Source organism: Singulisphaera photorubra (assembly GCF_045290345.1).
Taxonomy (GTDB): Bacteria; Planctomycetota; Planctomycetia; order Isosphaerales; family Isosphaeraceae; genus Singulisphaera.
Genome location: NZ_CP155447.1, coordinates 10,534,753 through 10,558,271, shown reverse-complemented (window position 1 = coordinate 10,558,271; position 23,519 = coordinate 10,534,753). Strand labels below are relative to the sequence as shown.

General features: G+C 63.6%; 14 protein-coding genes. 9 read left to right on the top strand and 5 right to left on the bottom strand.

Going from position 1 to position 23,519, the window contains the following annotated elements; translation table 11 throughout:
- Window positions 1-70 precede the first annotated feature (70 nt).
- Window positions 71-1,402 (bottom strand): formylmethanofuran dehydrogenase subunit B, encoded by a 1,332-nt coding sequence (locus tag V5E97_RS39410; protein ID WP_406697023.1) that lies wholly within the window; start codon window positions 1,400-1,402, stop codon window positions 71-73.
- Between the two features lie 323 nt (window positions 1,403-1,725).
- Here V5E97_RS39410 and V5E97_RS39405 point away from each other — a divergent pair, with 323 nt between their 5' ends.
- From V5E97_RS39405 to V5E97_RS39385, 5 genes are all read left to right on the top strand, one after another.
- Window positions 1,726-2,499: an SDR family NAD(P)-dependent oxidoreductase gene (locus V5E97_RS39405; RefSeq protein WP_406697022.1), complete on the top strand. Its 774-nt coding sequence runs from the start codon at window positions 1,726-1,728 to the stop codon at window positions 2,497-2,499.
- A gap of 39 nt (window positions 2,500-2,538) precedes the next feature.
- Window positions 2,539-3,948 (top strand): DUF6513 domain-containing protein, encoded by a 1,410-nt coding sequence (locus V5E97_RS39400; RefSeq protein ID WP_406697021.1) that lies wholly within the window; start codon window positions 2,539-2,541, stop codon window positions 3,946-3,948.
- Window positions 3,945-4,538: a DUF447 domain-containing protein gene (locus V5E97_RS39395; protein ID WP_406697020.1), complete on the top strand. Its 594-nt coding sequence runs from the start codon at window positions 3,945-3,947 to the stop codon at window positions 4,536-4,538. Before V5E97_RS39400 ends, V5E97_RS39395 begins: the two co-directional genes overlap by 4 nt.
- Complete coding sequence (locus V5E97_RS39390) at window positions 4,535-5,494, top strand: beta-ribofuranosylaminobenzene 5'-phosphate synthase family protein (RefSeq protein ID WP_406697018.1); 960 nt, start codon at window positions 4,535-4,537, stop codon at window positions 5,492-5,494. The genes V5E97_RS39395 and V5E97_RS39390 overlap by 4 nt, the downstream gene beginning before the upstream one ends.
- A gap of 217 nt (window positions 5,495-5,711) precedes the next feature.
- Window positions 5,712-6,383, top strand: coding sequence for a hypothetical protein (locus V5E97_RS39385; protein ID WP_406697017.1), 672 nt, complete (start codon window positions 5,712-5,714; stop codon window positions 6,381-6,383).
- Window positions 6,384-6,527: 144 nt separating this feature from the next.
- Here the strand turns inward: V5E97_RS39385 and V5E97_RS39380 are convergent, their stop codons facing one another.
- Window positions 6,528-7,553, bottom strand: coding sequence for a hypothetical protein (locus V5E97_RS39380; RefSeq protein WP_406697016.1), 1,026 nt, complete (start codon window positions 7,551-7,553; stop codon window positions 6,528-6,530).
- A 640-nt stretch (window positions 7,554-8,193) separates the two neighbouring features.
- On the opposite strand from V5E97_RS39380, the gene V5E97_RS39375 reads away from it, so the two are divergent.
- From V5E97_RS39375 to V5E97_RS39365, 3 genes are all read left to right on the top strand, one after another.
- Window positions 8,194-8,370: a Flp family type IVb pilin gene (locus tag V5E97_RS39375; RefSeq protein WP_406697014.1), complete on the top strand. Its 177-nt coding sequence runs from the start codon at window positions 8,194-8,196 to the stop codon at window positions 8,368-8,370.
- Between the two features lie 899 nt (window positions 8,371-9,269).
- The gene (locus V5E97_RS39370) at window positions 9,270-11,189 is read left to right on the top strand and encodes a hypothetical protein (RefSeq protein ID WP_406697013.1); all 1,920 of its coding nucleotides are present in this window, start codon (window positions 9,270-9,272) and stop codon (window positions 11,187-11,189) included.
- A 242-nt stretch (window positions 11,190-11,431) separates the two neighbouring features.
- Complete coding sequence (locus V5E97_RS39365; protein WP_406701290.1) at window positions 11,432-18,196, top strand: glycoside hydrolase family 94 protein; 6,765 nt, start codon at window positions 11,432-11,434, stop codon at window positions 18,194-18,196.
- Window positions 18,197-18,368: 172 nt separating this feature from the next.
- On the opposite strand, the gene V5E97_RS39360 is transcribed toward V5E97_RS39365, so the two are convergent.
- Window positions 18,369-18,632, bottom strand: coding sequence for a hypothetical protein (locus tag V5E97_RS39360; RefSeq protein WP_406697012.1), 264 nt, complete (start codon window positions 18,630-18,632; stop codon window positions 18,369-18,371).
- A gap of 962 nt (window positions 18,633-19,594) precedes the next feature.
- On the opposite strand from V5E97_RS39360, the gene V5E97_RS39355 reads away from it, so the two are divergent.
- The gene (locus V5E97_RS39355; RefSeq protein WP_406697011.1) at window positions 19,595-21,484 is read left to right on the top strand and encodes an ABC transporter ATP-binding protein; all 1,890 of its coding nucleotides are present in this window, start codon (window positions 19,595-19,597) and stop codon (window positions 21,482-21,484) included.
- A 93-nt stretch (window positions 21,485-21,577) separates the two neighbouring features.
- On the opposite strand, the gene V5E97_RS39350 is transcribed toward V5E97_RS39355, so the two are convergent.
- Window positions 21,578-22,978: a DUF1501 domain-containing protein gene (locus V5E97_RS39350; RefSeq protein WP_406697010.1), complete on the bottom strand. Its 1,401-nt coding sequence runs from the start codon at window positions 22,976-22,978 to the stop codon at window positions 21,578-21,580.
- Window positions 22,979-23,039: 61 nt separating this feature from the next.
- Window positions 23,040-23,453, bottom strand: coding sequence for a secondary thiamine-phosphate synthase enzyme YjbQ (locus V5E97_RS39345; protein WP_406697009.1), 414 nt, complete (start codon window positions 23,451-23,453; stop codon window positions 23,040-23,042).
- Window positions 23,454-23,519: the final 66 nt, after the last annotated feature.

Below are 23,519 nucleotides of genomic sequence, written 5' to 3'. Positions count from 1 at the left end.
CTGGCCGTTGGAGATCCGTTCCTGTCGTTCTTCATCGAAAAAAGATAAGGGAGCCTGAAACGGATCGAGGTCAAGAGACATGAGAATGGAGCCGGGCCTCAAGGGCCTGCAGCCACTCCCGGTCCGTCGGCGTGCTGGGGTTGAGCGGAGGTCGGAGTGGCAAGACCACGCCATCCGACCTCATCACCGTGCCCCCGGCATCAATGCCGTAGGTCGCCGCGTCGAGTGCGACCGTGGCTTTGTTTCCCTGCGCGGTCGCCTTGGAGCCGATGACGATGCGGGGGATCCGCTCCAAATGGGCGCGGGCGGCCGCGGAGAGTCCGGAGAATTCCCCATCGCCGACGATCAGCGCGGCGTCGGCCCGGCGTCCCGCCAGCAGGGCCTCGGCTGAGGTCACGCCGGGCATCGTTCGGGGCCAACCTCGGGCCAGGCTCACGCTGGAAGGAGATCCGGTCTGCCAGGTCAGTGCAGCTTCGGCCCCGGCCGGGTTGCCCGGGCCGCCAAGACCGAGGATCACGAACCGGTTGAATCGGTTCAGGTCGCGCACCAAGGCCAAGGCCGCCTCGATTCGAGCGGCTCCGCCCGGCCCGTCCCCGAGCCGTGAGTCATAGAACCAGACGCCATATCTCGCCGCCTTGAGCGTCTCCGTGAGCCGCTTGAGGGTGGGCAGATCAAGGCCGGTCGCCCGCTCGACCCGGTTCGGATCGAGCGGAACGCCCCGGACCAGCGCCCGCAACGTCCAGAGGCACTCAAACTGGGCTTCCGGTGTGACGCGGAAGAACTCATCCGCCCGCTCGGCGGTCGCCGTTCGCGTCGCGTCGAAAACGAGGACTTTTCGCCCCGCGCGGCCGTCGGGCACGAATCGGCCGTGCGGTTCGACCGAGTACCGCTCCCAGTGCCTCGGGTGGGTGACGACCGGATCGACGCCCCAGAAGAGGACGACGTCGGCCCGGTTCTTGACTTCGCCCAAGGTCGCCGAAACTCGCCCGACCCGCTGGGTTGCGAACAGCCTGGCGCGATCTCCCTCGGTCGTGTCGGGATCGATCTCTGCGCCGATCCGATCGGCGATGGCCAGGGCCGCGGCGACGCTCTCGGTGGTCGTTCGTGTCAGACCCAGAACGAGCGGAGCGCGGGCCCGCGTGAGGATCTCGGCCGCGCGGTCGAGGGCCGCGGCCGGTTCCACCGATTGCCCCTCGATCGTTGCCGCGGGGAGTCCTGCGTGCGCATGATCGGCAAAATACCAACGCCGGCCGATCTCGCAGGCGTTGACCGCCTCGACGATTCGTCCCCCCTCGGTCTTCACGATCAGGTCATCGCAAAGGCAGCCGCATGCGGTGCAAGTGGAGTTTGCGACGGTGCGGTCAGGAGCGGATGAGGTGGCCGGGCTCGGTTCTTGCGGCATGGGGATGACCCGCTCTATTTTTTTTCTGACTTTTGTGGCCGCTGCACTTCCGCGGGCCGGCCGACCTTGTTTTGACGGTCGGATCGGTGGGTGGTGTTCTGCCGATTTCCCGATCTCATTCCCGATCAGAAGTTTGGCACAACCGAAACGATAACAAAACTTGTGGTCCCCGCGAGGATTTTTCCCGAGGACTCCGAGGGTGTCAAACCGTTCCAAGCCGTTCATGGCTCGTCTTGAGACCCGGTCGGGAAACGGCTACAACAAAAGGAGAGGAGAAATTACGGCAGACAGGAATCGGCTCGACCTCTTTTGACTTGAATCACATGACACCACCTGCCGACATTCATGAGCTGGAAGGTCTTCGAGCCGTCGTGCTCGGTTCGACCTCGGGAATCGGTCGGGCGGTCGCGTTGGACCTGGCGGACGGGGGAGCCGACGTCGTGATCCACGGGCACACCTCGCGAGAGGCCGCCGAGCGGGTCGCTGACGAAGTGCGCGGCAAAGGTCGCCGGGCTCACGTCCTGATGGCCGACCTTGCGGATCGCGCCGCCGGGGACCGCCTCGTCGCTGAGGCCTGGGAGCTGTGGGGGGGCCTCGACGCCTGGCTCCAGATCGCGGGGGCCGACACCTTGACCGGCCCGGCGGCCAAGCTGAGCTTCGAGCACAAGCTTGATCAACTCTGGGCCGTCGACGTCGTGGCGACGATGCGCCTGACGCGCGACGTGGGCCGGAGGATGAAGGAACAGGGCCACGGGTCGATCGTCACCATGGGCTGGGACCAGGCCGAGACCGGAATGGAAGGGGATTCGGGAGAGCTCTATGCCGCCACCAAGGGGGCGGTCATGGCGTTCACCCGCAGCCTGGCGCTCACCCTGGCTCCTGTCGTGCGGGTCAACGCCGTGGCCCCCGGCTGGATCAGGACCGCCTGGGGTGATACGGCCCCCCGCGCCTGGCAAGAACGTGTGATTCGCGAGACACCACTCGCCCGTTGGGGGGCGCCGGAAGATGTGGCCCACCTGGCTCGGTTTCTCGTCTCGCCCGGTTCGGCCTTCCTGACCGGCCAGATCCTGCGGATCAACGGCGGCGCGGTCCGATAACGCGTGTCGGTGGATCGACTCTTCGATCGGGAGGAAAGTGTGGCCCACGAAGTCGGGTCGGATCGGCCTCGCCTGCTCTTCGTGACCGGCCGACTGGCCGAGTTCGCGGTGCGCCAGGTCCTCGACGAACTCGCACCAAGGGCCGGTTTCGTGGCCGAGGTGGCCGTTTTGCCGATCTCGGTGGCCGCCTTGATGACGCCCAAATGGGTCGCGCGGAACCTTGTGGTTCCGCCCGGCATCGAGCGTGTGATCTTGCCCGGGCTCTGCCAAGGCGACCTCACGGCGGTGATCGAGAAGGCAGGGACCGCCATCGTCGAACGAGGACCTCAGGATATTCGCGACTTGCCCGGCCACTTCGGTCAGGCCGACACCCGGCTCGAGGGCTACGGTGGCTTCGACATCGAAATCCTCGCCGAGATCAACCATGCCCCCCAACTGACTCCGGCCGCCTTGCTCGAGATGGCACGCCGGTTTGCGGACGAGGGGGCGGACCGGATCGACCTCGGTTGCGACCCGGGCGGCGCCTGGGCCGGCGTCGGCGAGGCCGTCGCGGCCTTACGAGCCGACGGACACCGTGTCTCGGTCGATAGTTTCGACCCGGAGGAAGTGGCCGCGGCGGTTGCGGCCGGCGCGGACCTCGTCTTGAGCGTGAACGGGTCGAACCGGACGCTCGCCGCCGGTTGGGGCGTTGAGGTCGTCGCGATGCCGGATCGGCCGGGGACTCTCGAAGGGCTCGACGAGACAGTTGAATTCCTGGAACGCCAGGGGGTTCCGTTTCGGATCGATCCGATTCTCGAGCCGATCGGTTTCGGGTTTGCCGCGTCGCTCGGTCGCTACCTCGAAGTCCGCCGCCGCTATCCGACCGCCGCGATGATGATGGGGATTGGGAATCTGACCGAATTGACCGACGCCGATTCCGCGGCGGTGAATACCTTGCTGGCCGGCTTCTGTCAGGAGCTGTCCATCGGCAGTGTCCTGACGACCGCCGTGATCAACTGGGCCCGCTCCTCGGTTCGCGAGCTCGACCTGGCGCGGCGACTGGTCTATCACTCGGTGACGCGGCGGATGTTGCCCAAGCACGTCGAGCCGCGGCTCGTCGCGCTTCGCGACCCGAAAGTCCCCCGCTTCGGGCCCGATGCGCTGGCGGAGCTCGCCCGGCGGATCAAGGACCCGAACTGGCGGATCTTCGCCGAGGATGGAATGATTCATGCAATGAACAATGAACGGTTTTTGAGCGATGTCGATCCATTTCTCCTCTTCGACCGCATGGCGGTGAGCGACCCCTCGCACGCATTCTACCTTGGTTATGAACTGATGAAAGCGAAAACGGCATTGACCTTGAACAAGGCCTATCGACAGGACCAATCGCTCGACTGGGGGTTCCTCACCGAGCCGGAGGTCAGCCACCGGAAGCGAAAAGGCGCGGCGTCGAGCGAGGCCTCGTCGTGATTCTCGAGGGGATTGTGACGACCCTGGATCAGGAAGGAAACCTGAACGTCGCGCCGATGGGGCCGAAGGTCGACGCCGAGATGCGCCGGTTCGTTCTCCGACCGTTCCAGACCTCGACGACGTATCGGAATTTGAAGATACGCCATGAGGGGGTCTTGCATGTGACCGATGATGTCTTGCTGATCGCGAAGGCGGCGATCGGCCGCCCGGTCGATCCGCCCACGCGCCCGGCCGAGTTCGTCAGTGGGCGGATCCTGACCGACGCCTGCCGCTATTTCGAGTTCCGGGTCGCGGAGCTCGACGATCGCGAGCAGCGGACGACCATCACTGTGGATGTCATTGCGCAAGGTCGTCATCGCGATTTCTTCGGCCTGAACCGGGGCAAGCACGCGGTCGTCGAGGCGGCCATTCTGGCGACCCGGACGTCGATTCTTCCCCTTGATGAGATTCTGGCCGACTTTCGCAAGCTGGCGATCCTGGTCGAGAAGACCGGAGGAGCTGACGAGTGTGAAGCCTTCGAACTCTTGCGTGACTATGTGAGCGACGTCGCCCGGCGGCGCATCCTCGACTCGGACGATCGCCAGCCATGACCCAACTTCTGATCCGGACTCCCAGCCGCCTCCACTTCGGCCTCCTCGGTTGGGGGGCGCACTGTCCGAGGCAGTTCGGCGGCGTCGGCCTCATGATCGACTCGCCCGGAATTGAGCTGACCGTCGAGCCCGCTGAGAGCTGGCAAGCCGAAGGCCGGCTCGCCGATCGCGCACTTCGAGTCGCCGAACGGTTGGTGACGGCCGGTGTCGATCTTCCCCCCGCGCGGATCGTGATTCAGCAGGCGCCTGATGAGCATGTGGGCCTGGGGGTCGGTACGCAGCTCAGCCTGGGGGTGGCCCGGCTCCTCTTGAGGATGGCCGGTCACCACGAACCCTCCACGGCCACCCTGGCCGAGCTTTGCGGGCGTGGCCTGCGCTCGGGCGTTGGTCTCCATGGCTTTGCGCGGGGCGGCCTGATCGTCGACGGCGGGCGTCGGACTGACGATGGTATCCCCCCCTTGCTGGCCCACCTTGCCTTCCCGCCGGAATGGAAGGTGCTCGTCATCCTGCCCGGACCCCATGGCGGTCTTCACGGCTCGGCCGAGGTCCAGGCGTTCGCCCAACTCCCCCCTACCCCGGGAGATGTCGCCGACCGGCTCTGCCGGCTTGTTCTCCTCGGCCTGATGCCGGCCGTACTCGAACGGGACTTGCCGACTTTCGGGGCCGCGCTGGCCGAGTTGCAGGAACGCGTCGGCCGCTGTTTCGCTCCCGCCCAAGGGGGGATCTTCGCCCGCCCCGAGCTCGCCTCGATCATTCGAGGACTGGAAGCCGAGGGACTCCATGGCGCAGGGCAAAGCTCCTGGGGGCCGACGCTCTACGCGTTCAGCAACGAGTCGGATGGTCGTCGCACGCGAATTTTGGAAACGATTTGCGATCGATTCAACCTGCCCGAAGGATCGGCGTTCTGGACCAGCGTGAGCGAGCGAGGCGCGGTGGTGAGCGCGGGACGCTCGTAAGGTCGGGATCACAGACGACATGAACGCCCTTAGTGACTCTGCGAGTAGGCTGGCAGGATGTTTTGTCGTTTGCGAAATTCGGAATTCTTGCTTATGGTAATGTGCTCTGAATCAAGGCTTGTCGGAGTCCTCGGGTCTGCTCGGTGGGAATGAACAAGGATGAGGAAATCGGCCTATCCAAGCTGAACCGAGGCCCGTTGTCTCATCGGGAACCAGAATGATGTCTGCTCCCTTGCAAGACGATGAGGAATTCCGTTCTCACGACGACCGGGTGATCAAAAATCCCTGCTCGTCCCCCGATACGCTCCTGATCGATGACGAAACGTTCGATCCAACGCGCGACTCTAATCGGGCGCAAGAGGCGACGGTACGAACGATCGGGCTGATTTACTATCTGGAGGCATTCTCCTGTGTCATGAACCTTGGGCTCACTCTGACCTCCCAGGAGAGGCTCGAGGCGATACTCAAGGCCACCGGAGCTCGGGAGTCCGTCGCCGGCCTTCGCGCCAACATGGTCATCGGAGCCGCGGCTTACCTGGCCATCATGCTGACCCTGGGCTGGGGACTGAGGCAGTTCAAGGACTGGGCGCGGCGGGGGATCATCCTCACTTCCGGGGTCTCTTTACTTCTCATGACCCTGAAGGCTGCGGGTATAACCACCGGCGCAGGCTACTATTTTAAATTGATTTGTATAATTGTCTCAAATTATATCAACGCTAAAATCATTGTGCTCTTGCTTCAGTCTGAAAATCGGGCTGTGTTTTCACGCAAACATGCGGATGTGATTTCGGGCGTGCCGGAAGTCAAGTCGAAGCAAGGCCGTCGTGATTTGTGGCTGCTCGATCTTTCGGTCTTGTACACCGTGCTTAAGTTGTTCCTGCGCGATTGAGCCATCGTGCTCGGGCAGGGCCTTGGCCGTGCCGGTCCGGGCAAGCGTCGTGCGGTGATCTCAGGGGTGCTGGACCCGGGGCAGGCTGGAATCCGGCTCTGGCCGGAGGGGGGACCGTTTGCGATCCGCCCTCCGGCTTGTCGGTTATTTGAGCTTCGGACTGATTCCCTGCTCGATGGCTGCCTCGTCGCCGAGTTCACCCAGGTTGGCGAACAGTTCCCAGCGCTCGGTGTGTTCGACCGTCTTGCCGGGCTCGAGGCTGACGATGGGCCCGAGAGTTTCGATTTCCAGCATGTCCTCGTTCGTGAATGTTTCGAAGTTCACTCCGGAGTCGGGATAGGGCTTGCCTTCGACGAAGTCGAACCGCTTGACGAAGAGCGTGCCTCCGTTGAGGTAGCCGACGCCGCCGGTCTTGTGCGCCAGGCCGAGCTTGGTCGGGCCTTTGGCCGGGTCTTGGCGGAGGGTGATGAACTTGCTGCCGAAGCGCCAGCGAGGGTCTTGAAAGTCGAAGTACGGCCAGGGAATGATTACCTGTTCGGCCGCGTAGTCGGCGGCCGATTTCGCGTTCTTCGGGCTGCCCGGATGCGGTCGTTTGGGGGGCAACGGGATGATCTCGACTCCGCCCGGGGCCATGACCGAGATGGACCAGGGAGCCAATTCGGTCGCTTTCTCGCCGATGTTCGTCAGCCGGTGGATCAAGGTCACGCGACTTCCCGACGAGGGGACCTGGATCTCGATCTCTTTCTGGATTCCATACTCGAGGTCGGCCTTGGGGCGGACCTTGACCACACCCGGACCGGCCGCTTCGTAGGTCACCGGCCCGTTGTCGAGTGCGTAGGTTCGCATGTTGTCCTCGGGGCCGCACCAGAGGCGGTGCCCGCCTCGGATCTTCCACTCATCCTCGCCCGACTGGCCCATCTGGTCGGCGTATTCCTTGAGGACGTTCTTCCCGCCGGCCAGGCGATAACTGAGAATCCGCGGCCCGATGTCGAGCGTGACGATCAACTCGACGTCGCCGTTGCTGAGCCGGAGGTTGTTCTTCCAGCCCTGGTACTCCACCTTATCCACGGTCACGTTTCCTTTCTGTGCCAGGGCGGCCTCGGGGTTCGCCGCAATGGCTGACAGGCCCCCGATGACGGCCGCGAGGAGGAACGACGATTGCCGATGCATGACGACCCAGCCTCACAATGCGGGTGAATGACCTACAGTCGTCGACGGCAGGCCGTGAACTTGAGTGATTTGGAGGTTGAAGACCCTGAACACGCGGAGCGTCTGGCGAGAGCACTCGCCCTTGAGTCCGCGTCGCACTGCCGAAAGGGTGGCGGTGCGCGCTCGGTCATGATAGCGATCCGGACTTGTGCACGATAGTCTCTGGAAACGGTCGAGCGAACATCCGCCAGCCGTGGCTGTCAGGGGGCCCCGGCTTCCTGGTTCGGAAGACGGGTGGATCCGGCGGGACTTCCGCCCACCGGTTCTGAGTGTAGAACTCCCTGCTTGCTGAGGCCCTTTGGTTCGCGGCCTCAATCGGCTCTCGGGATGCCCCACGCGAGTTGATCGCCGAATCCTGGGATCGAGCCGCTCGCTGGGGCCGCCATCAAGACCATCGTTGCGCCCATCGAGGTTCTCGAGACTTCGGCGGATGCGCTCCGTCTGGCTGTTGGGTTTGCATTGGTTTGTAATGTTTGGATTTTAGAGATCGCTAATCGTTAGAAATTTTGGCCGCCGTTATTTTCGCGACCTAGTCTTCATCCGTGGTTTCCTGCCCGACGGTGAATCTGTGGCTGCCCGCTCTTAAAAAGGATCCTCCCCGATGAATGCGATTGCTTCGAAGATTCGTGGTTTTCTGGCGAACGAAGATGGACCGACCGCTGTCGAATACGCGGTCATGCTCGCCCTGATCCTCGTGGCGTGCATCACGATCGTTCGCACGCTCGGCACGAGCGCGTCTTCGACCTTCAGTACGGTCGATCAATCGATGGCCAGCTGATCGATTCGATTCCCCGAAAGGAGAGGCATGGCCTCTGTCAGTCTCTCCTTCCTTACTGGATGCCGGCCCGATTTCGGTCGTCGACCGCGGGCTTGCTGAAGGCGATCCGCCATTGTCGAGTCAATGCCTTGGCTCATGCCGCCTATCCGAAAGGACGCCTCGTTGATGCCCCGACTCGTCGGTCGTGTGAGTCGCTGGTGAATGGAGGCAGGCATCGTTGGTGTGATGATGCGTCGTCGGGGTTGGCGGAGGCCAAGGCTGCTCAACTTTCAAGCGGTCAAGCGTCCGATCTGTTGACGTTTTTCCTGCGTGGTCGAGGTTCCTATAAGAATCGCCCCACCCCGATCTGGGATCGAACAACGATGAGGGGCCGCTTCGCGGTGCCGGTTAGGTCTGCCGGGCGCGGATCGTCGTCGCTCAGCTAATTTTCATTCTGGCTGACCCCTGGCGCCAGTGCGGTCAGGGGTTTGGGTTCCGCTCGAGCTTGGTCGCGCACCTCTCTGACGCTCACTCGTACACGCTCGAGTCGCGCTTTTCCCCGAGCCGGGGATCACGTCACCGCGTCGCGTCCCCCTCCCTCCGGGATTGGTGAGGGTCCTGCGGCATCAGATTTGCAAGAGGACTCACGCGTCCAGGGCGTTTCGCCCTTTTTGGCCACGGGGGTCGGCCCGCGCGCTTCGAGATTCGTCGAATCGCGGATGGCCTGTCCCTTCCGATGGATCCACACGAGCTTCGCATTCCCAACCGCGGAGAAGGCTCGCATCGGGTTGACGCGCGGCGTTGATGGATGGCAAGCTCGATCAAGGGCGCCGGCCGGACGCGAGCCGTATTCCTCCACGCAAGTTGAGGAAATACGGCTGTCCCAGGTAGGAACCGAACCCGAGGAGAAGACCAACAGGATGAGCCTAACCTTCGTTGAGCAGGTCCCATCGACTTCGGCGACTCACCCGCCGGTGTCGCTCGCGGAGCTCCTGGTCGAACCTCAGGGACAGGAGCCGATCCGGGGCGAGATTTTCGGGCAAGAACGGTTCGAGGCCCATGCTCACCAGCTTGCGTCGGCCTGTGTCATTCAGTCTCATCGCCGTCAAAACAGCCCACTCCTGCGCCGGTTCGCCGAGAACGCACGCGCATTGATCGAGGCCCACGCCCGAATCATCAGCACCGACACTCCACGCCGGTCCGACCGCGACCTCGACGCCGAGTGGCTTGCCGATAACTATCACATCGTCGAGGACGTTCTCCGCGAGATTCGCCAGGATCTGCCCCAAGGCTACGATCAGGAACTGCCCAAGCTTTCGGGAGGGCCGGGGCACGGCTATCCGCGGGTTTATGCCTTGGCCCTTGCGCTGGTGGTTCACACCGATAGCGAGCTCGACGAGGCGAGGATCACTCGCTACGTCCAGGCGTTTCAAGCCGTCGTCCCGCTGACGACCGGTGAGCTCTGGGCCCTCCCCACGATGCTCCGCCTGGTTCTGATCGAGAACCTCAGACGACTCGCCGCGAAGATGCTCTGGGGATGGGACGAGCGGACTCGGGCCGAAGAATGGACCGCGCGTTCTCTGGCCGACGGCCGGTTAGCTCATGGCGGGAACGATGGTGAGGACCATTTCGACGACGAGGCCGCTCTCGAACAGCTCACCGACCCGTTCGTCGTCCGCCTGCTTCAACTGCTCCGCGACCACGGCCCCGCGATCCGGACGCTCGAGCGTCTCGAAGAACGGCTCGAGAAGCGGGGGAGCGACGCCAACGAGGTGCTCCGCCGCGAGCATCGGAGGCAGGCGGCGAATCAGGTCTCGGTCGGCAACTGCGTGATCAGCCTCCGGCTTCTCTCCGCGCTCGACTGGAACACCTTTTTTGAGCAGATCAGCCCGGTTGAGGCGATCCTCCGAACCGACCCGGCGGGGATGCACTCGCTTCAAGACTTCAATACCCGTGATCGCTATCGCCGGACCGTGGAAAAGATCGCCAGGGGCTCGGAGTCCGACGAGCTCGACGTCGCCCGCCGCGCGGTGGCACTGGCTCAGGAGTCCGTCGAGGCAGGCGAATCAGGGGGCCGTGGCCATGTCGGCTACTATCTGATCGATCGAGGCCAGGAGGTTTTGAAACGGGAGTTTGGCTATCGTCCGAGGTGGCGAGAGAAACTCCTGGGTTGGTCGCTTGCGCATCCCCGAGCGACCTATTTCGGCGCGATTGCCGTCGTCTTCACCGCCCTGATCGGGATCCTGGTGGGTCTCGGTGGTGGGGCTCTGATCGCGGCCCAACCCTGGTGGGCCGGTTTGCTTGGGTTGGTTCTCTTGCTGCCGGTGAGCGAGCTCGCCGTGGGCCTGGTCAACCACTTCGTCACGCTTTTATTTCCGCCCCGGGTGCTTCCCAAGCTCGAATTCAAGGAGGGGATTCCCGAGGATTGTGAGACCTTCATCGCGATGCCTTCCATGCTGGTGAGGCCCGGCAGCGCGGAGGCCTTGCTGGAGCGGTTGGAGATCCACCACCTCGCCAACCCGGACCCACGGCTCCGGTTCGCCTTGCTGACCGACTTCGCCGATGCCCACGAAGAGCAACGCCCCGAGGATGAGGGATACCTCCACGACGCCCTTGAGCGGATCAAGGCGCTCAACGAGCGGTACGGCAAGGACGGCGAAGACAAGTTCTTTCTCTTCATCGCCGTCGGCTCTGGAACCCCAGTCAGAATTGCTGGATGGGCTGGGAGCGGAAGCGAGGCAAACTTTCCGAGTTCAACCGGCTGCTGCTCGGCGACCGCGACACGAGCTATGTCCTCCAGAGTCGCGATCCCGCGTCACTGCCGACGATCCGGTTCGTGATCACGCTCGACGCCGACACCCAACTGCCTCGCGACGGGGCTCGTCGGCTGGTGGGAACCCTGGCACACCCGCTCAATCGGCCTCGGTTCGACCCGGCCCAAGGGCGGGTCGTCGAGGGGCACGGAGTCTTGCAACCGCGCGTCAGCTTCCACCTGACGGCGGCCACGCATTCGCGGTTCGCCGCGATCCTGGCGGCCTCTGGAGGGATTGACCCGTACTCGTCGGCGGCTTCCGACACATATATGGATCTCTTTGGTGTGGGCAGCTTCACCGGCAAGGGGATCTATGAGGTGAAGGCGTTCGAGGCGGCCACCGGTCACACCTTTCCGGAAAACCAGATCCTCAGCCACGACTTGATCGAGGGGAACTACGCGCGCTGCGGCCTGATCACCGACACCGAGCTGTTCGACGACTTCCCCGCGCGTTATCACGCCTACGCAAGGCGTGAACATCGTTGGATTCGAGGCGACTGGCAGTTGCTCCCCTGGTTGGGCCGCCGGGTGCCGACCTCAGATGGCGTTCGTCCCAACCCGCTTCCCACCCTGGAACGCTGGAAGCTCTTCGACAACCTCAGGCGCAGCCTGGTCGCGCCCGCGTCGGTTGTCTTGCTGGCCCTGGGCTGGACGGTTCTCCCCGGATCCCCCTGGCTCTGGACAGCGGCCGCGCTGGCCGTGCCCGCCCTGCCACTGGTGCAGCTCCTGATCGGGACGCTGGTGACCAGCGCGCGATCCCGCACGATGGCGGGCCTGTGGTCGTGGGCCGATCGGATGCCGGCCGCGACCGTTCAGGCCTTGATGGCGATCACGTTCCAGGCCGATCAGGCCAGAGTCGCCGTGGATGCGGTGGTGCGGACGCTGACGCGGCTGTTCATCACGCGACGAAATCTCCTTGTCTGGGAGACTGCGGCCTCGACCGATCGGCGGCTCGGGGCGGGACTCGGCGATTTCATCGTGAACATGTGGTTTGCCTCAGCCCTGGCTGTGACCTTGGCGGTCGTGGTCGGTCTGGTCCACCCCTCGGCCCTTGCGGCGGCCGGGCCGGTGCTCCTTGCCTGGTTCCTTTCGCCAGTCGTCGCGTACTGGCTCAGCCGGCCTCGGCCGGTCGCCGACTCGCCGCTCGAACTCGAGGAAAGACGTGAGCTGCGTCGGGTCGCGCGGCGAACCTGGCACTTCTTCGAGACATTCGTCGGCGCCGAGGACCACTGGCTCCCCCCCGACAATTATCAAGAAGAGCCGGACGGTCGCGTCGCCCATCGCACGTCGCCGACGAACCAAGGGCTTCTCTTGCTCTCGACCCTGGCCGCCCACGACCTGGGCTATATCGGGCTCGGAACCTTGGCGGAGCGGCTCGAGAAGACGCTCGATACGTTTGCTCGTATGGAGAAGCACTGGGGGCATTTTTACAACTGGTATGATACCCGAACACTTCGTCCGCTCCCTCCTGCATATATCTCCACCGTGGATAGCGGCAACTTGCTCGGTTGCCTCGTCGCGCTCAAACAAGGATTGAGGGAGAAGGCGGAAAGTCCGGTCCTGGACATGCAGATCGCCGCGGGGCTGGCCGATACGCTCGGGCTGGCTGTCGATGCCGTTCGCAGGCTCAAGCTCCCCTCCGGAGGACCCGCGCAGGCGACGCACCGAGCGCTCGAGGAAGACTTTCAACGAATCGAACGGCAACTCACCACCCCCCCCTCCCTTGACTTGCTGGAATGGGACGAGTGGCTGGGTGAACTGGACTGGGCGGCGAGTGGCCTGATCGGCCGGATCCGGACCTTGCTCAGCGAGTTGCCCGAGGGGCTAGCTCCGCCGGCCGAACCGCGAACGAAGCCAGGCGGCCCCCCCACAAAGGCGTCGTTGCTGGAAACCTGGCCACGACGATTCGGCGAGCAGGTCCGCCAGCGCCGGGCTGAGCTGGCCTCGCTGGCCCCCTGGTTGAGCCCGCTGCGCGACTGGGAGGCGAAGGGGAATGTCCCCTGGCCGACGGACGACCTCTTGCGACGTTGGCAGTCGGCGCGTAACTCGCTCGTGGAGCGGGCGAGCGTGGCTGTGATGTCCGATCGGGCCGAGGCTCTTGCCGCCGAGTTGGAAGCGTTGGCCACGTCCAATCCAGCGAGCGACGGGTTGCGGAGCCTGGCGGCGGCGGTCCGGGAGTCTGCTGCCTCGACGTTGCGCGACCGAATCCGCAAGCTGGCGATTCAGGCCGAGGCGCTGGCCGACGTCATGGACTTCCAGCCGCTCTACAAGCCCGAGCGCAACCTGTACTCGATTGGCAGCAATCTCGTCCTGGGCCGGCTCGATGGGGCGTGCTACGACCTGCTCGCATCGGAGTCGTGCCTGACGAGCTTCTTGACGATCGCGCGGGGCGATGCGCCCCGTCGCCACTGGTTTCAGCTCGGCCGTCCCTTCCTCAGTACTGCAGGTCGCGTCGGACTCGTCTCCTGGGGGGGGACGATGTTCGAGTACCTCATGCCTCGTCTCCTGATCAAGGCGTTACCCGGTACGATCGTGGCCGAGGCTGCGCGGACGGCCGTGGCCCGCCAGATCGAGTACGGCCGTGAGACCGGGGTCCCTTGGGGAATCTCCGAGAGCGCATTCAATGCGCAGTATGTTGATGGTGATTACCAGTACCAGTCGTTCGGCGTGCCGGGTCTCGGGCTGAAGCGGGGCTTAGACCAGGACCTGGTGATCGCGCCTTATGCGACGGCCCTCGCCGCGATGATCGTCCCTCGGGAGGCGCTGGCGAATCTCCGCACGCTGGCGGAAGAAGGGGCCGAGGGGTTGTATGGCTTCTACGAGGCGGTCGATTACACGGCCGAGCGTGTGCCCAAGGGGAAGCGGTCGGTGGTTGTCCGGTCTTATATGGCGCACCACCAGGGGATGAGCCTGGTCGCCCTGGCCAACGCCCTGTTGGATGAGCCGATGACCCGCCGGTTTCATGCCGACCCAATGGTCCGAGCGGCCGAGCTCTTGCTCCAGGAACGGATTCCACGCGATGCACCGCTCACCGGGCCGTCGGATGCGACCATGGCCACGGCCGGTGCCAATCGCGAAGGGATCCCCCTCATGAGCCGGCGATTGACCACGCCTCATACGCCCGCGCCGCGGACTCATCTGCTCTCGAATTCCCAATATCATGTGATGGTGACGAATGCCGGTTCGGGCTTCAGCGCTTGCCGAGGGCTCGATGTCACCCGATGGCGAGAAGACGCGACGTGCGATGCCCACGGGCAGTTCTGTTATATTCGCGACGTCGGTCGCGGGCTCTTCTGGTCGGCCGGCCATCATCCGGTCCGTCGGGTCACCAAGGATTACGAGGTCGTCTTCTCCTCCGACAAGGCGTCGTTCCGCCGGATTGACGCGGACATCGAGAGCTTGCTCGAGATCACGGTCTCGCCCGAACAGTTCGCCGAGGTTCGACGGCTGACGCTGACCAATCGCGATCAGCAGGCTCGTGAGCTCGAGGTGACCAGCTATACGGAGGTCGTCCTCAACTCGCGTGGCGGCGACCTGGCCCACCCTGCCTTTGGCAAGCTCTTTCTGGAGACCGAATGGCTCCCCGGTTCGGAGGCGCTGCTCTGCCGGCGGCGGCCCCGGTCGCACGAGCAGCAGCCGATTTGGGCGGTGCACGTCTCGGCGGTCGAGCGGAGTTCCATCGGCGAGGCCGAGTATGAAACCGATCGCGCCCGATTCCTCGGTCGGGGTCGTACTCCGGCCGATCCCGCGGCGCTCGACCCCGGCGCGGTCTTATCCGGCACGACCGGCCCGGTCCTCGACCCCATTTTGAGCCTGAGGCGGCGGGTCCGGCTCGAGCCGGGAGAGTCGGCGACCGTCGCGTTCACCACGGCCGTCGCCGACACCAGAGAGGATGCCCTTGCGCTGGCCGACCAGTACCACGACCCGAGCGCGGTGGCACGTGCCTTTGAACTCGCCTGGGCCCATAGTCAGGTCGAGCACCGCCATCGCAACTGGTCGCCGGAGGAGGCACACCTGTTTCAGCGTCTCGCGGCGCATCTCCTCTTCGCCGGCTCGGCGCTCCGAGCGCCTGCTCCGTTGCTCGCGGCGAACCGTCAAGGGCAGCCGGCCCTCTGGCGCTACGGCATCTCGGGCGACCTGCCGATCATCCTGGTCCGTATCGCCGAGGGGAGCGAGATTCCTCTGGCTCGCCAGGTTCTCACTGCGCACTCCTACATGCGGCTCAAAGGGCTCGTGGCCGACCTGGTTCTGCTCAACGAGCAGCCCACCAGCTATTTCGAGGAACTGAATCAACAGTTGCTCGATCTTGTGCGTTCCAGCGATGCTCATGATCTGCTCGATAAGCCGGGGGGCATCTTCGTCAGAAAATCGGCCTACGCGCCTGCTGAGGACCTGCTCCTGCTTCAGGCCGCGGCGCGCGTCGTCCTCGTGGGAGATCGGGGGCCTTTGGCCAGCCAGCTCGATCGCGTGGAGCGGTTGCCGGCGCCTCCCGAGCCGTTCGTTGCCCGCCGGAAACCGGAACGTTGGGTCAACCCCGAGATCACGCTTCCGGCCGACCTCCAGTTCGCGAACGGTCTGGGAGGGTTCCACCAGGAAGGGCGTGAGTATTGCGTGCTCGTTCGCTCGCATCCCCGGCCGGAAACGCCGCTCAACGGTCGCCCTGTGCCCGAGTCGAGCCCGACGTTGGACTTGCCTCCTGCTCCTTGGATCAACGTGATTGCCAACCCTGCGATCGGGTTTCTCGTCTCGGAGGCAGGTTCGGGTTACACCTGGGCTGGCAACAGCCAGGGGAACCGGCTCACGCCCTGGAATAATGACCCGATCTCCGACCCGGCGGGTGAGGCGGTCTACCTCCGGGACGAGCTGACCGGAGAAGTCTGGTCGCCGACCCCCCTGCCCGTCCCTTCGGAGGCGGCGACCTTGGTCCGGCACGGCCAGGGCTACTCGGTCTTCGAGCGGCACACTCATGGGCTTGCCCACGAGTTGCTCCTGCTCGTTCCCCCTGAGGATGCGGTCAAGCTGATCCAACTCAAAGTGCGCAACACAGGGGATCAGCCGAGATCGCTCTCAGCCACCTATTTCGCCGAATGGGTGCTGGGAACGACCCGAGACGTCGCCGCTTCGCACGTCGTCACCGAGATCGATGAGGAGACCGGAGCGCTCCTGGCCCGTAACTCGTTCCGTGCCGACTTCGCCACGAGGGTCGCCTTTGCCGATATCAGCCTCCGCCCGCGAACCCTGACGGCGGATCGTCTGGAATTCCTCGGGAGGAACGGTTCGATCGATGCCCCCGCCGCGCTCCGACGGGTCGACTTGTCGGGCCGCGCGGGAGCGGTGAGCGATCCCTGTGCTGCCTTTCAAACCAAGTTCGAGCTGGCTCCCGGCGAAGAAAAGGTGATCCTCTTCTTCCTCGGCGAAGCCGAGACGCTCGAGGACGCCCGCGACCTGATTCACCGCGTGCGGGAGCCGGGGAAGGCGGACGCCGTGATCCAGGCCGTTCGAACGCAATGGGATGCGGTACTGACCACCGTACAGGTCCATACGCCCGATTCCGCCATGGACCTCGTTCTCAATCGCTGGCTCCTTTATCAGGTCCTGAGCTGCCGCCTTTGGGCCCGCTCGGCGTTCTACCAGTCGGGAGGCGCTTATGGCTTCCGCGACCAGCTCCAGGACGTGGCTGCGCTCGTCCATGGCGCTCCGGACGAAGCGAGGGCCCATCTGCTCCGCGCAGCGTCGCGACAGTTTCTCGAAGGCGACGTTCAGCACTGGTGGCACCCACCCGCCGGTCGAGGCGTTCGCACGCGCTTTTCCGACGACTTGCTCTGGCTCCCCTTCGTGGTCAGCCACTACGTCAAGACGACCGGTGATGCCACCGTCCTCGACGAACGCGTTCCGTACCTGAAGGGGCATCTCCTCGCACCCACGCAGGAAGAGGATTATGGGGTGCCCGCGATCGCAGGCGAGTCGGGAACACTTTATGAACACTGTCTGCTTGCACTCAAAAGAGGAATGCAGCTTGGAGCACATGGACTCCCCTTGATGGGGACGGGTGACTGGAACGACGGCATGAACCGGGTCGGTGCGGGAGGAACGGGGGAGAGCGTCTGGGACGGCTGGTTCCTCGTGACGATCCTCCACCAGTTCGCTCCGCTCGCCGAGGCCCGCGGTGACTTGGCCCAGGCCAAGTGGTGCCGCGAACAGGCCGAGCTGCTCCGCTCCGCCATCGAGAAGGAAGCGTGGGACGGTGCATGGTATCGCCGTGCTTACTTCGATGATGGAACTCCGCTTGGCTCGGCGGAAAACGAGGAGTGCCAGATCGACTCGATCGCGCAGACCTGGGCGGTGATCTCCGGCGCCGCCGATCCGAAACGGGCGGCGCAGGCGCTCCGGGCGGTGGACGAGCGTCTGGTCCGTCGCGACGACGGGCTCATTCTCCTCTTCACGCCCCCGTTCGATACGGGAACGCTCGAACCCGGTTACATCAAAGGCTATGTTCCCGGGATTCGTGAGAACGGAGGGCAGTATACCCATGCCGCCACCTGGGTGGTGCTGGCCGCCACTCTCCAAGGTCGGGGCAACCACGCGGCCGAACTCTTCGGCTTACTGAATCCGATCAATCACGCCGACAGCCCCGAAGCGGTCGCGCGTTACAAGGTCGAGCCGTACGTCGTCGCGGCCGACGTCTACGGCCTCTCACCCCACACTGGCCGCGGCGGCTGGACCTGGTATACCGGTTCGGCCGCCTGGCTCTACCGCGTCGGCCTGGAGTCGATCCTCGGCTTTCAGCGCGAGGGCGACTCCCTCGTCATCGATCCCTGCATCCCCTCGAACTGGCCACGGTTCGAGATCACCTACCGGCACGGTGCGGCCGTGTACCGGATCAAGGTGACGAACCCACAGGGGGTCGAGAAGGGGGTGCTCCGTGTGACCCTCGATGGCGAGGTCGTTGACGCGGGGAGAATCCCTCTCGCCAGCGACGAGCAAGAACACGAGGTTTACGTGGTCCTTGGCGATCCGTTGCGCCCGCCCGGCTGAGATCAAGCGGCCGCCGTGAGGCCCGCGATGTGTGGCGGGCCTTACCAATCTCGATCAGGGGGAGAGCTCGATTTCTCCCTCAGATCGAATGCTTCGCTGGCTCTGAAAAGGTGAGTAAAGAGGCATGCACTGCATGAATTGTGTGCAGGTCTCCTTGCGGGAGCAAAAATTCTCAGCGTCTTCGGATCAGAGTTCGCGTCTGGAGGTGGCTGACCGGTAGGGAGGTTTCTTGAAGCTTCCTGGTCAATCGACTCTCCACCAGTTGAGACGGACTCTGGCCGAAGCGGTCGTCAATCACCAGCGTTTCCTCCTCGGGTTCCAGGGCCGGAACCACGGGCGATAGATTCCATCCCAGCCGTTCGGTCGCTCTCCCCGCGTGCTCAAAGGCGACATCCTGGGACGCTGGCAGGGCGTCAAGATTCAGCGATGAGGTCATGGGGAATTCGCGATTCATTATCAACGTGCCTCAATTTCCAAGGATATAGACCGATCGTGATTCGCAGCACCAATTCTGCAAATGTTGCGCCAGGTACTCTTCAACTTGCGTCTCGAGCCGGATTCCTCGGGGAATCGCTCGTCTACCTCGGGTTTATCTGTGAACGAGGTAAAATGCGGGGTTTTTGAACGAGTTTTCTCGACGGAACCATCGTTTCTCATTCGGATTCGACGGTGCCGAAATGCGAGTCGTTGTGCGCACCTGCCGGTCTCAATACGTCAAAGCTGCTCATGCTGATGGCGCGGCAAACCGACAAAGATTTGCGTTGGAGCCGGAAGTCACCGGGGCGGGCCGACGCGTGAAATGAAAAAAAATCGGCAATCCGATTTGCGTCCTGACCCATTCCATCCGTAGAGAGTGGTAGGAACGAACGGAATCTATGGGATGGATTCGCTTAATGAACGACGGGGAAGCCCGTCCGTCCGACGCGGTCGTGCATGGAGCGCGGCCTCCTCTCTCTCGGTCACGTCGCATCGATTGTAACGGTCTTTGGCGTGAATGCAACAAAAAATTTATGGCTCCACGATCTCAGAGATTTCTTGATGAGAGAATTTGAGATTGCCGCGAGCTTGGATCGGCCGGCACTGTGGGGAAGGAACTGACTGACAGTGGCACGGCGGTTGCTATCGAGTGGTGACGGTCTGACGCGACCGCAAATTCGACTCACTTTCATCTAGCCTTCTCGATGCGATTTCCTTTTCGATCCCGTCGGGAAAGTTACGTCCGGTTGGTCGGGGCCAAGCGCAATGCACCTCGCCGACCAATGGCTCTAGCGGACAGGACGTTTCGCACTGCCAATCGATAGTCACGCTTACGAACTTCACCGGCCACCTGTCACGTCTTCTCCCCGTGGCTGGTGTCGTCGTGAGTCACTTCTTTTTTTGGGATGGTAAGGAACGACCATGGCGCAGCGACAGGAGAGGCCAGTCAAGGGAATCTGGCTTGAATTACAAACCATAGCGGTGCGTGGCCGAGAGGTTTGGAGGCTGATCCCCGCACGCCATCGATGGGCTCTGGGAGTGGCCGTCGTGGTCATGGGACTCGGCAGCGCCGCCAGCACCGCGATTCCTCTGCTCCTGGGAACTGTGGTCAACTCCGTCAACCAACAAATCCAGCAGCAGGTGGAAAAGTGGGCCGTAACCCGGCTCGCCCTGTTCTATCTGACCTTGATCGGTGGCTTCTACTTGATGAGAGAGGGCCTGAACGTGCTCCGCCGCTTTCTGGTGGAGAATGCTTGCACTCGAATCGATCGAGACATGTGCGTTCGCCTCGTCTCCCACCTGATGAAAGTCGATCTCTCGGCTCTGAGCCATGAACAGGTTGGTGCGCTCCACGGACGAATCACGCGGAGTGTCGACGGCTTCGTGCGATTTCTCCGCATGAGCTTCCTCGACTTCATCCCGGCGATCTTGACGGGAAGCTTCGCGATTGCGGCCACGCTTTCCAAGCAGCCCGGCATCGCACTGGCGATGGCCGGGGTCGTCCCCATCTCGATCTCGCTCACGATGTGGCAGCTCATGACCCAGAAAGGGGTCCGGCTCGACTTGCTCCGCAATCGTGAAGCGATGGATGGGACGGTTGTCGAGCAACTCTCAGGAATCGACTACATCCGCGCGGCCAACACGCACTGCCAGGAGGTGCTCCGGGTCGAGCGGACGGCCGAGCGTCGACGGGCCAAGGAGATTCGTCATCACTTCGAGATGTCTCTCTTCGGTTGTGGCAAGGCGCTGAACGAGGGGTTGTTTCACCTGCTCGTCATTGCCTTCGCGATCTACCTCTTCGTCAACGGCCAGATTCAGAACGGCGACATTCTCACCTTCTCGGTCCTGTTCCTCAGCGTGATGACCCCCTTGAACGAGGTCCATCGGTTTGTGGACGAGGCCCATGAGTGTAGTCTCAGGGTTGGCGATTTGATCGATATTCTCGCTGAGCCGGTCGATCGATCGTTCCAGCCGGCGCCTGCCGGAGAGCCGTCACTCGTCCTCGGGGAACCTGTGTTTGTCGCGGATGACCTGCACGTCGATTACAAGGCGGCCGACGGCCGACCGAGGCGGGCTCTCAACGGGGTCTCGATGACGATCCGCCACGGAGAAACGATTGGGGTCGCCGGGCGTTCCGGAGGGGGCAAGTCGACCTGGTTGCGTGTGCTGGTGCGACTGACTCATCCGAGTGCCGGTCGGGCCATGCTCGGTGGAATTCCGATCGAATCGGTCTCGCGCGACGCGATCGGCGACCTCATCGGTTATGTCGGGCAGAACCCGTTCGTCTTCACCGGCACGATCGCCGAGAACATCGCATACGGCCAGAAGGACGTCACCCGAGAGCAGGTTGAGAACGCCGCTCGGCTGGCCTGTCTCCATGACGAGATCACGGCCATGCACGGTGGCTATGACGCCTTGGTCTCCGAACGCGGCCAGAACCTCTCCGGCGGTCAGCGCCAGCGGATCGCCCTGGCGCGTGTCTTTTTGAAGAATCCCCCGATCCTGATCCTCGACGAGGGCACCTCCGCCCTCGACAACATCAGTGAGCGACTCGTCCAGCAGGCGATCACCGCGGCCCGCGTAGACCGGACGGTGATTCTGGTCGCCCACCGCTTGACCACTTTGCGCGATGCGAACCGGATCTTGGTCTTCAAGGACGGTCAGATTGTGGAAAGTGGCGCTTACAACGAGCTGGTCTGTCGGGGCGGGGTTTTCAACGAATTGGTGCAATCCGCTTCGGAGGAGCTGCCTGCCAACGCGAACCTCGAGCTTCTCTTCGACCAGTCGGAGGGCCGCAAGAAGATCGCCTGAGGCGAGGAGCAAGGTGCAGGGTTGATCGCGGCCCCGGGGAGTTGACACTCCCCGCTTTCTTGTCTGGAAGAGTTGCTCACGGATCGCCTCGAATCAGGCTGTGAAGAGCCGTGAGATCGACTTGCCTTCACAGAGCCTGATGGGACGATCGAGTCGGTCGCGAAGCTCGGTGGCGGGATCGATCCCGAGCGACTGGTAGATGGTGGCGGCGAGGTCGGCGGGCGTGTATGCCTGGCTGGCGGGATAGGCGCCGATCTTGTCCGACTGTCCGATCACTTGCCCTCCGCGCACTCCACCGCCGGCGAGGGCGACCGAGAAGACCTTCGCCCAGTGGTCGCGACCGTCTTGTCCGTTGTTGTTTCCCGTGCTCTTGCCGATCCGAGGTGTCCGACCGAACTCCCCTGCGATGACGACCAGCGTCTCGTCGAGCAGACCGGTCGTGCCTAGGTCTTCAAGGAGCGTCGAGACTCCGCGATCGGTGGGGGGGAGCAGCCGCTCCTTGAGCGACTTGAAATTTCCGGAGTGCGTGTCCCAGGTCTGGACCCGGCCCATATTGACCTGGACGAGAGGGACACCGGCCTGGACGAGCCGGCGGGCGAGCAAGAGTGACTGCCCGAACATGTGGCGTCCGTAGCGGTCGCGCATCCGAGGGTCTTCGCGTTCCAGTTCGAAGGCGCGGGCGACCTTGCCGGAGAGAATCAAGGAGTAGGCCAGCTCGCGCTGGGCGTCGAGCGGATCTTTCGCCGGGGAGGATGCCGCCCCGAACCGATCGCGTTGCGTGGCGATCTCCTCAAAGAGCTCTCGACGCCGCTGGAGTCGCTCGATGCCGAACCCTGACGGCATCGCCAGGCTCTCCACGCGAAAGTCGCGTGAATTGGGGTCCTGCTTGATTTGCCAGGGGTCGTGCTTCGGGCCCAGGAAGCCGGCATGCTGCCCCGGCCAGGTCAGCGGGCCCTCCATCAAATAGGTGGGGAGCATCACGCCGCTGGGAACGCCATCGCTCCGGGGTTGGATCGCGTCGACCGCCGAGGCGTAGCACGGGTAGTCATCCCGCGAGGCGATCTTATCGAAGAAGGCGCCCGGTTGAGAGTGGCCGGTGAGCACCTGGTGCGTGCCATTCAGATGGTTCGTCTGCCCGTGCGAGATCGAGCGGACGATCGCTAGCTTTCCGGCCTGCTCCGCCAGGTGGGGGAGGTGTTCACAGATCCGGATGCCCGGGACCGAAGTCTCGATCGGCTGGAATTCACCGCGGATCCCGTCGGGAGCGTCGGGCTTCATGTCGAGGCTGTCGATATGGCTAAGTCCGCCGGTCAGGAAGACCAGGATGACCGACTTGGCCCGTGGCCGGGACGAGGCGCGAGGTTCAACCTGGCGGCCCGCCGCCTGCCCCGCCAGAAACTGGGGGAGGCCGATTCCGAGTACGCCCGAGAATCCCACTTGAAGGAATTCACGTCGGAGGATTCCACTGCCTTGACGTTGAGCGATTTGAGTCATTGTTGACCTCGGACGTATCGGTCACTCGGTCGGTCCGACGGATTTCGGAACGCCCGCATGATTATCCTACCACCGAGACCGTGATTCGTCTCTGGTGGGGGGCGGTACGATGCTCCCAGAGATAAATCCCCTGCCAGGTTCCCAGGTCGCATCGTGAGCGGGCCACCGGGACCGTGATCGATGTCTGCGTCAAGATCGACCGGATGTGAGCGGGCATATCGTCGATTCCTTCGTCCACGTGGTTGAAGATGGGATCTCCATCAGGGACCAATCGGGCGAAGTACCGCTCCAGGTCATGTCGAACGCTGGGGTCGGCGTTCTCGCAGACGATCAGTGAGGCGCTCGTATGGTGCACGAAGACCGTGCAGAGCCCTCGCTCGATTGCGGCGTTGGCCACGATTTGCTGGATCGGCCGGGTGATTTCGTAAGTGCCACGGCCCTTGGTGGCAAGCGTCAGACTCTCTGCGTGGAACATGCGCATCTCCTTTTGCGGTGAGTTTAATCGGAACGGGGAGAGCCTGGGAATGCCGAGACCAGTCAA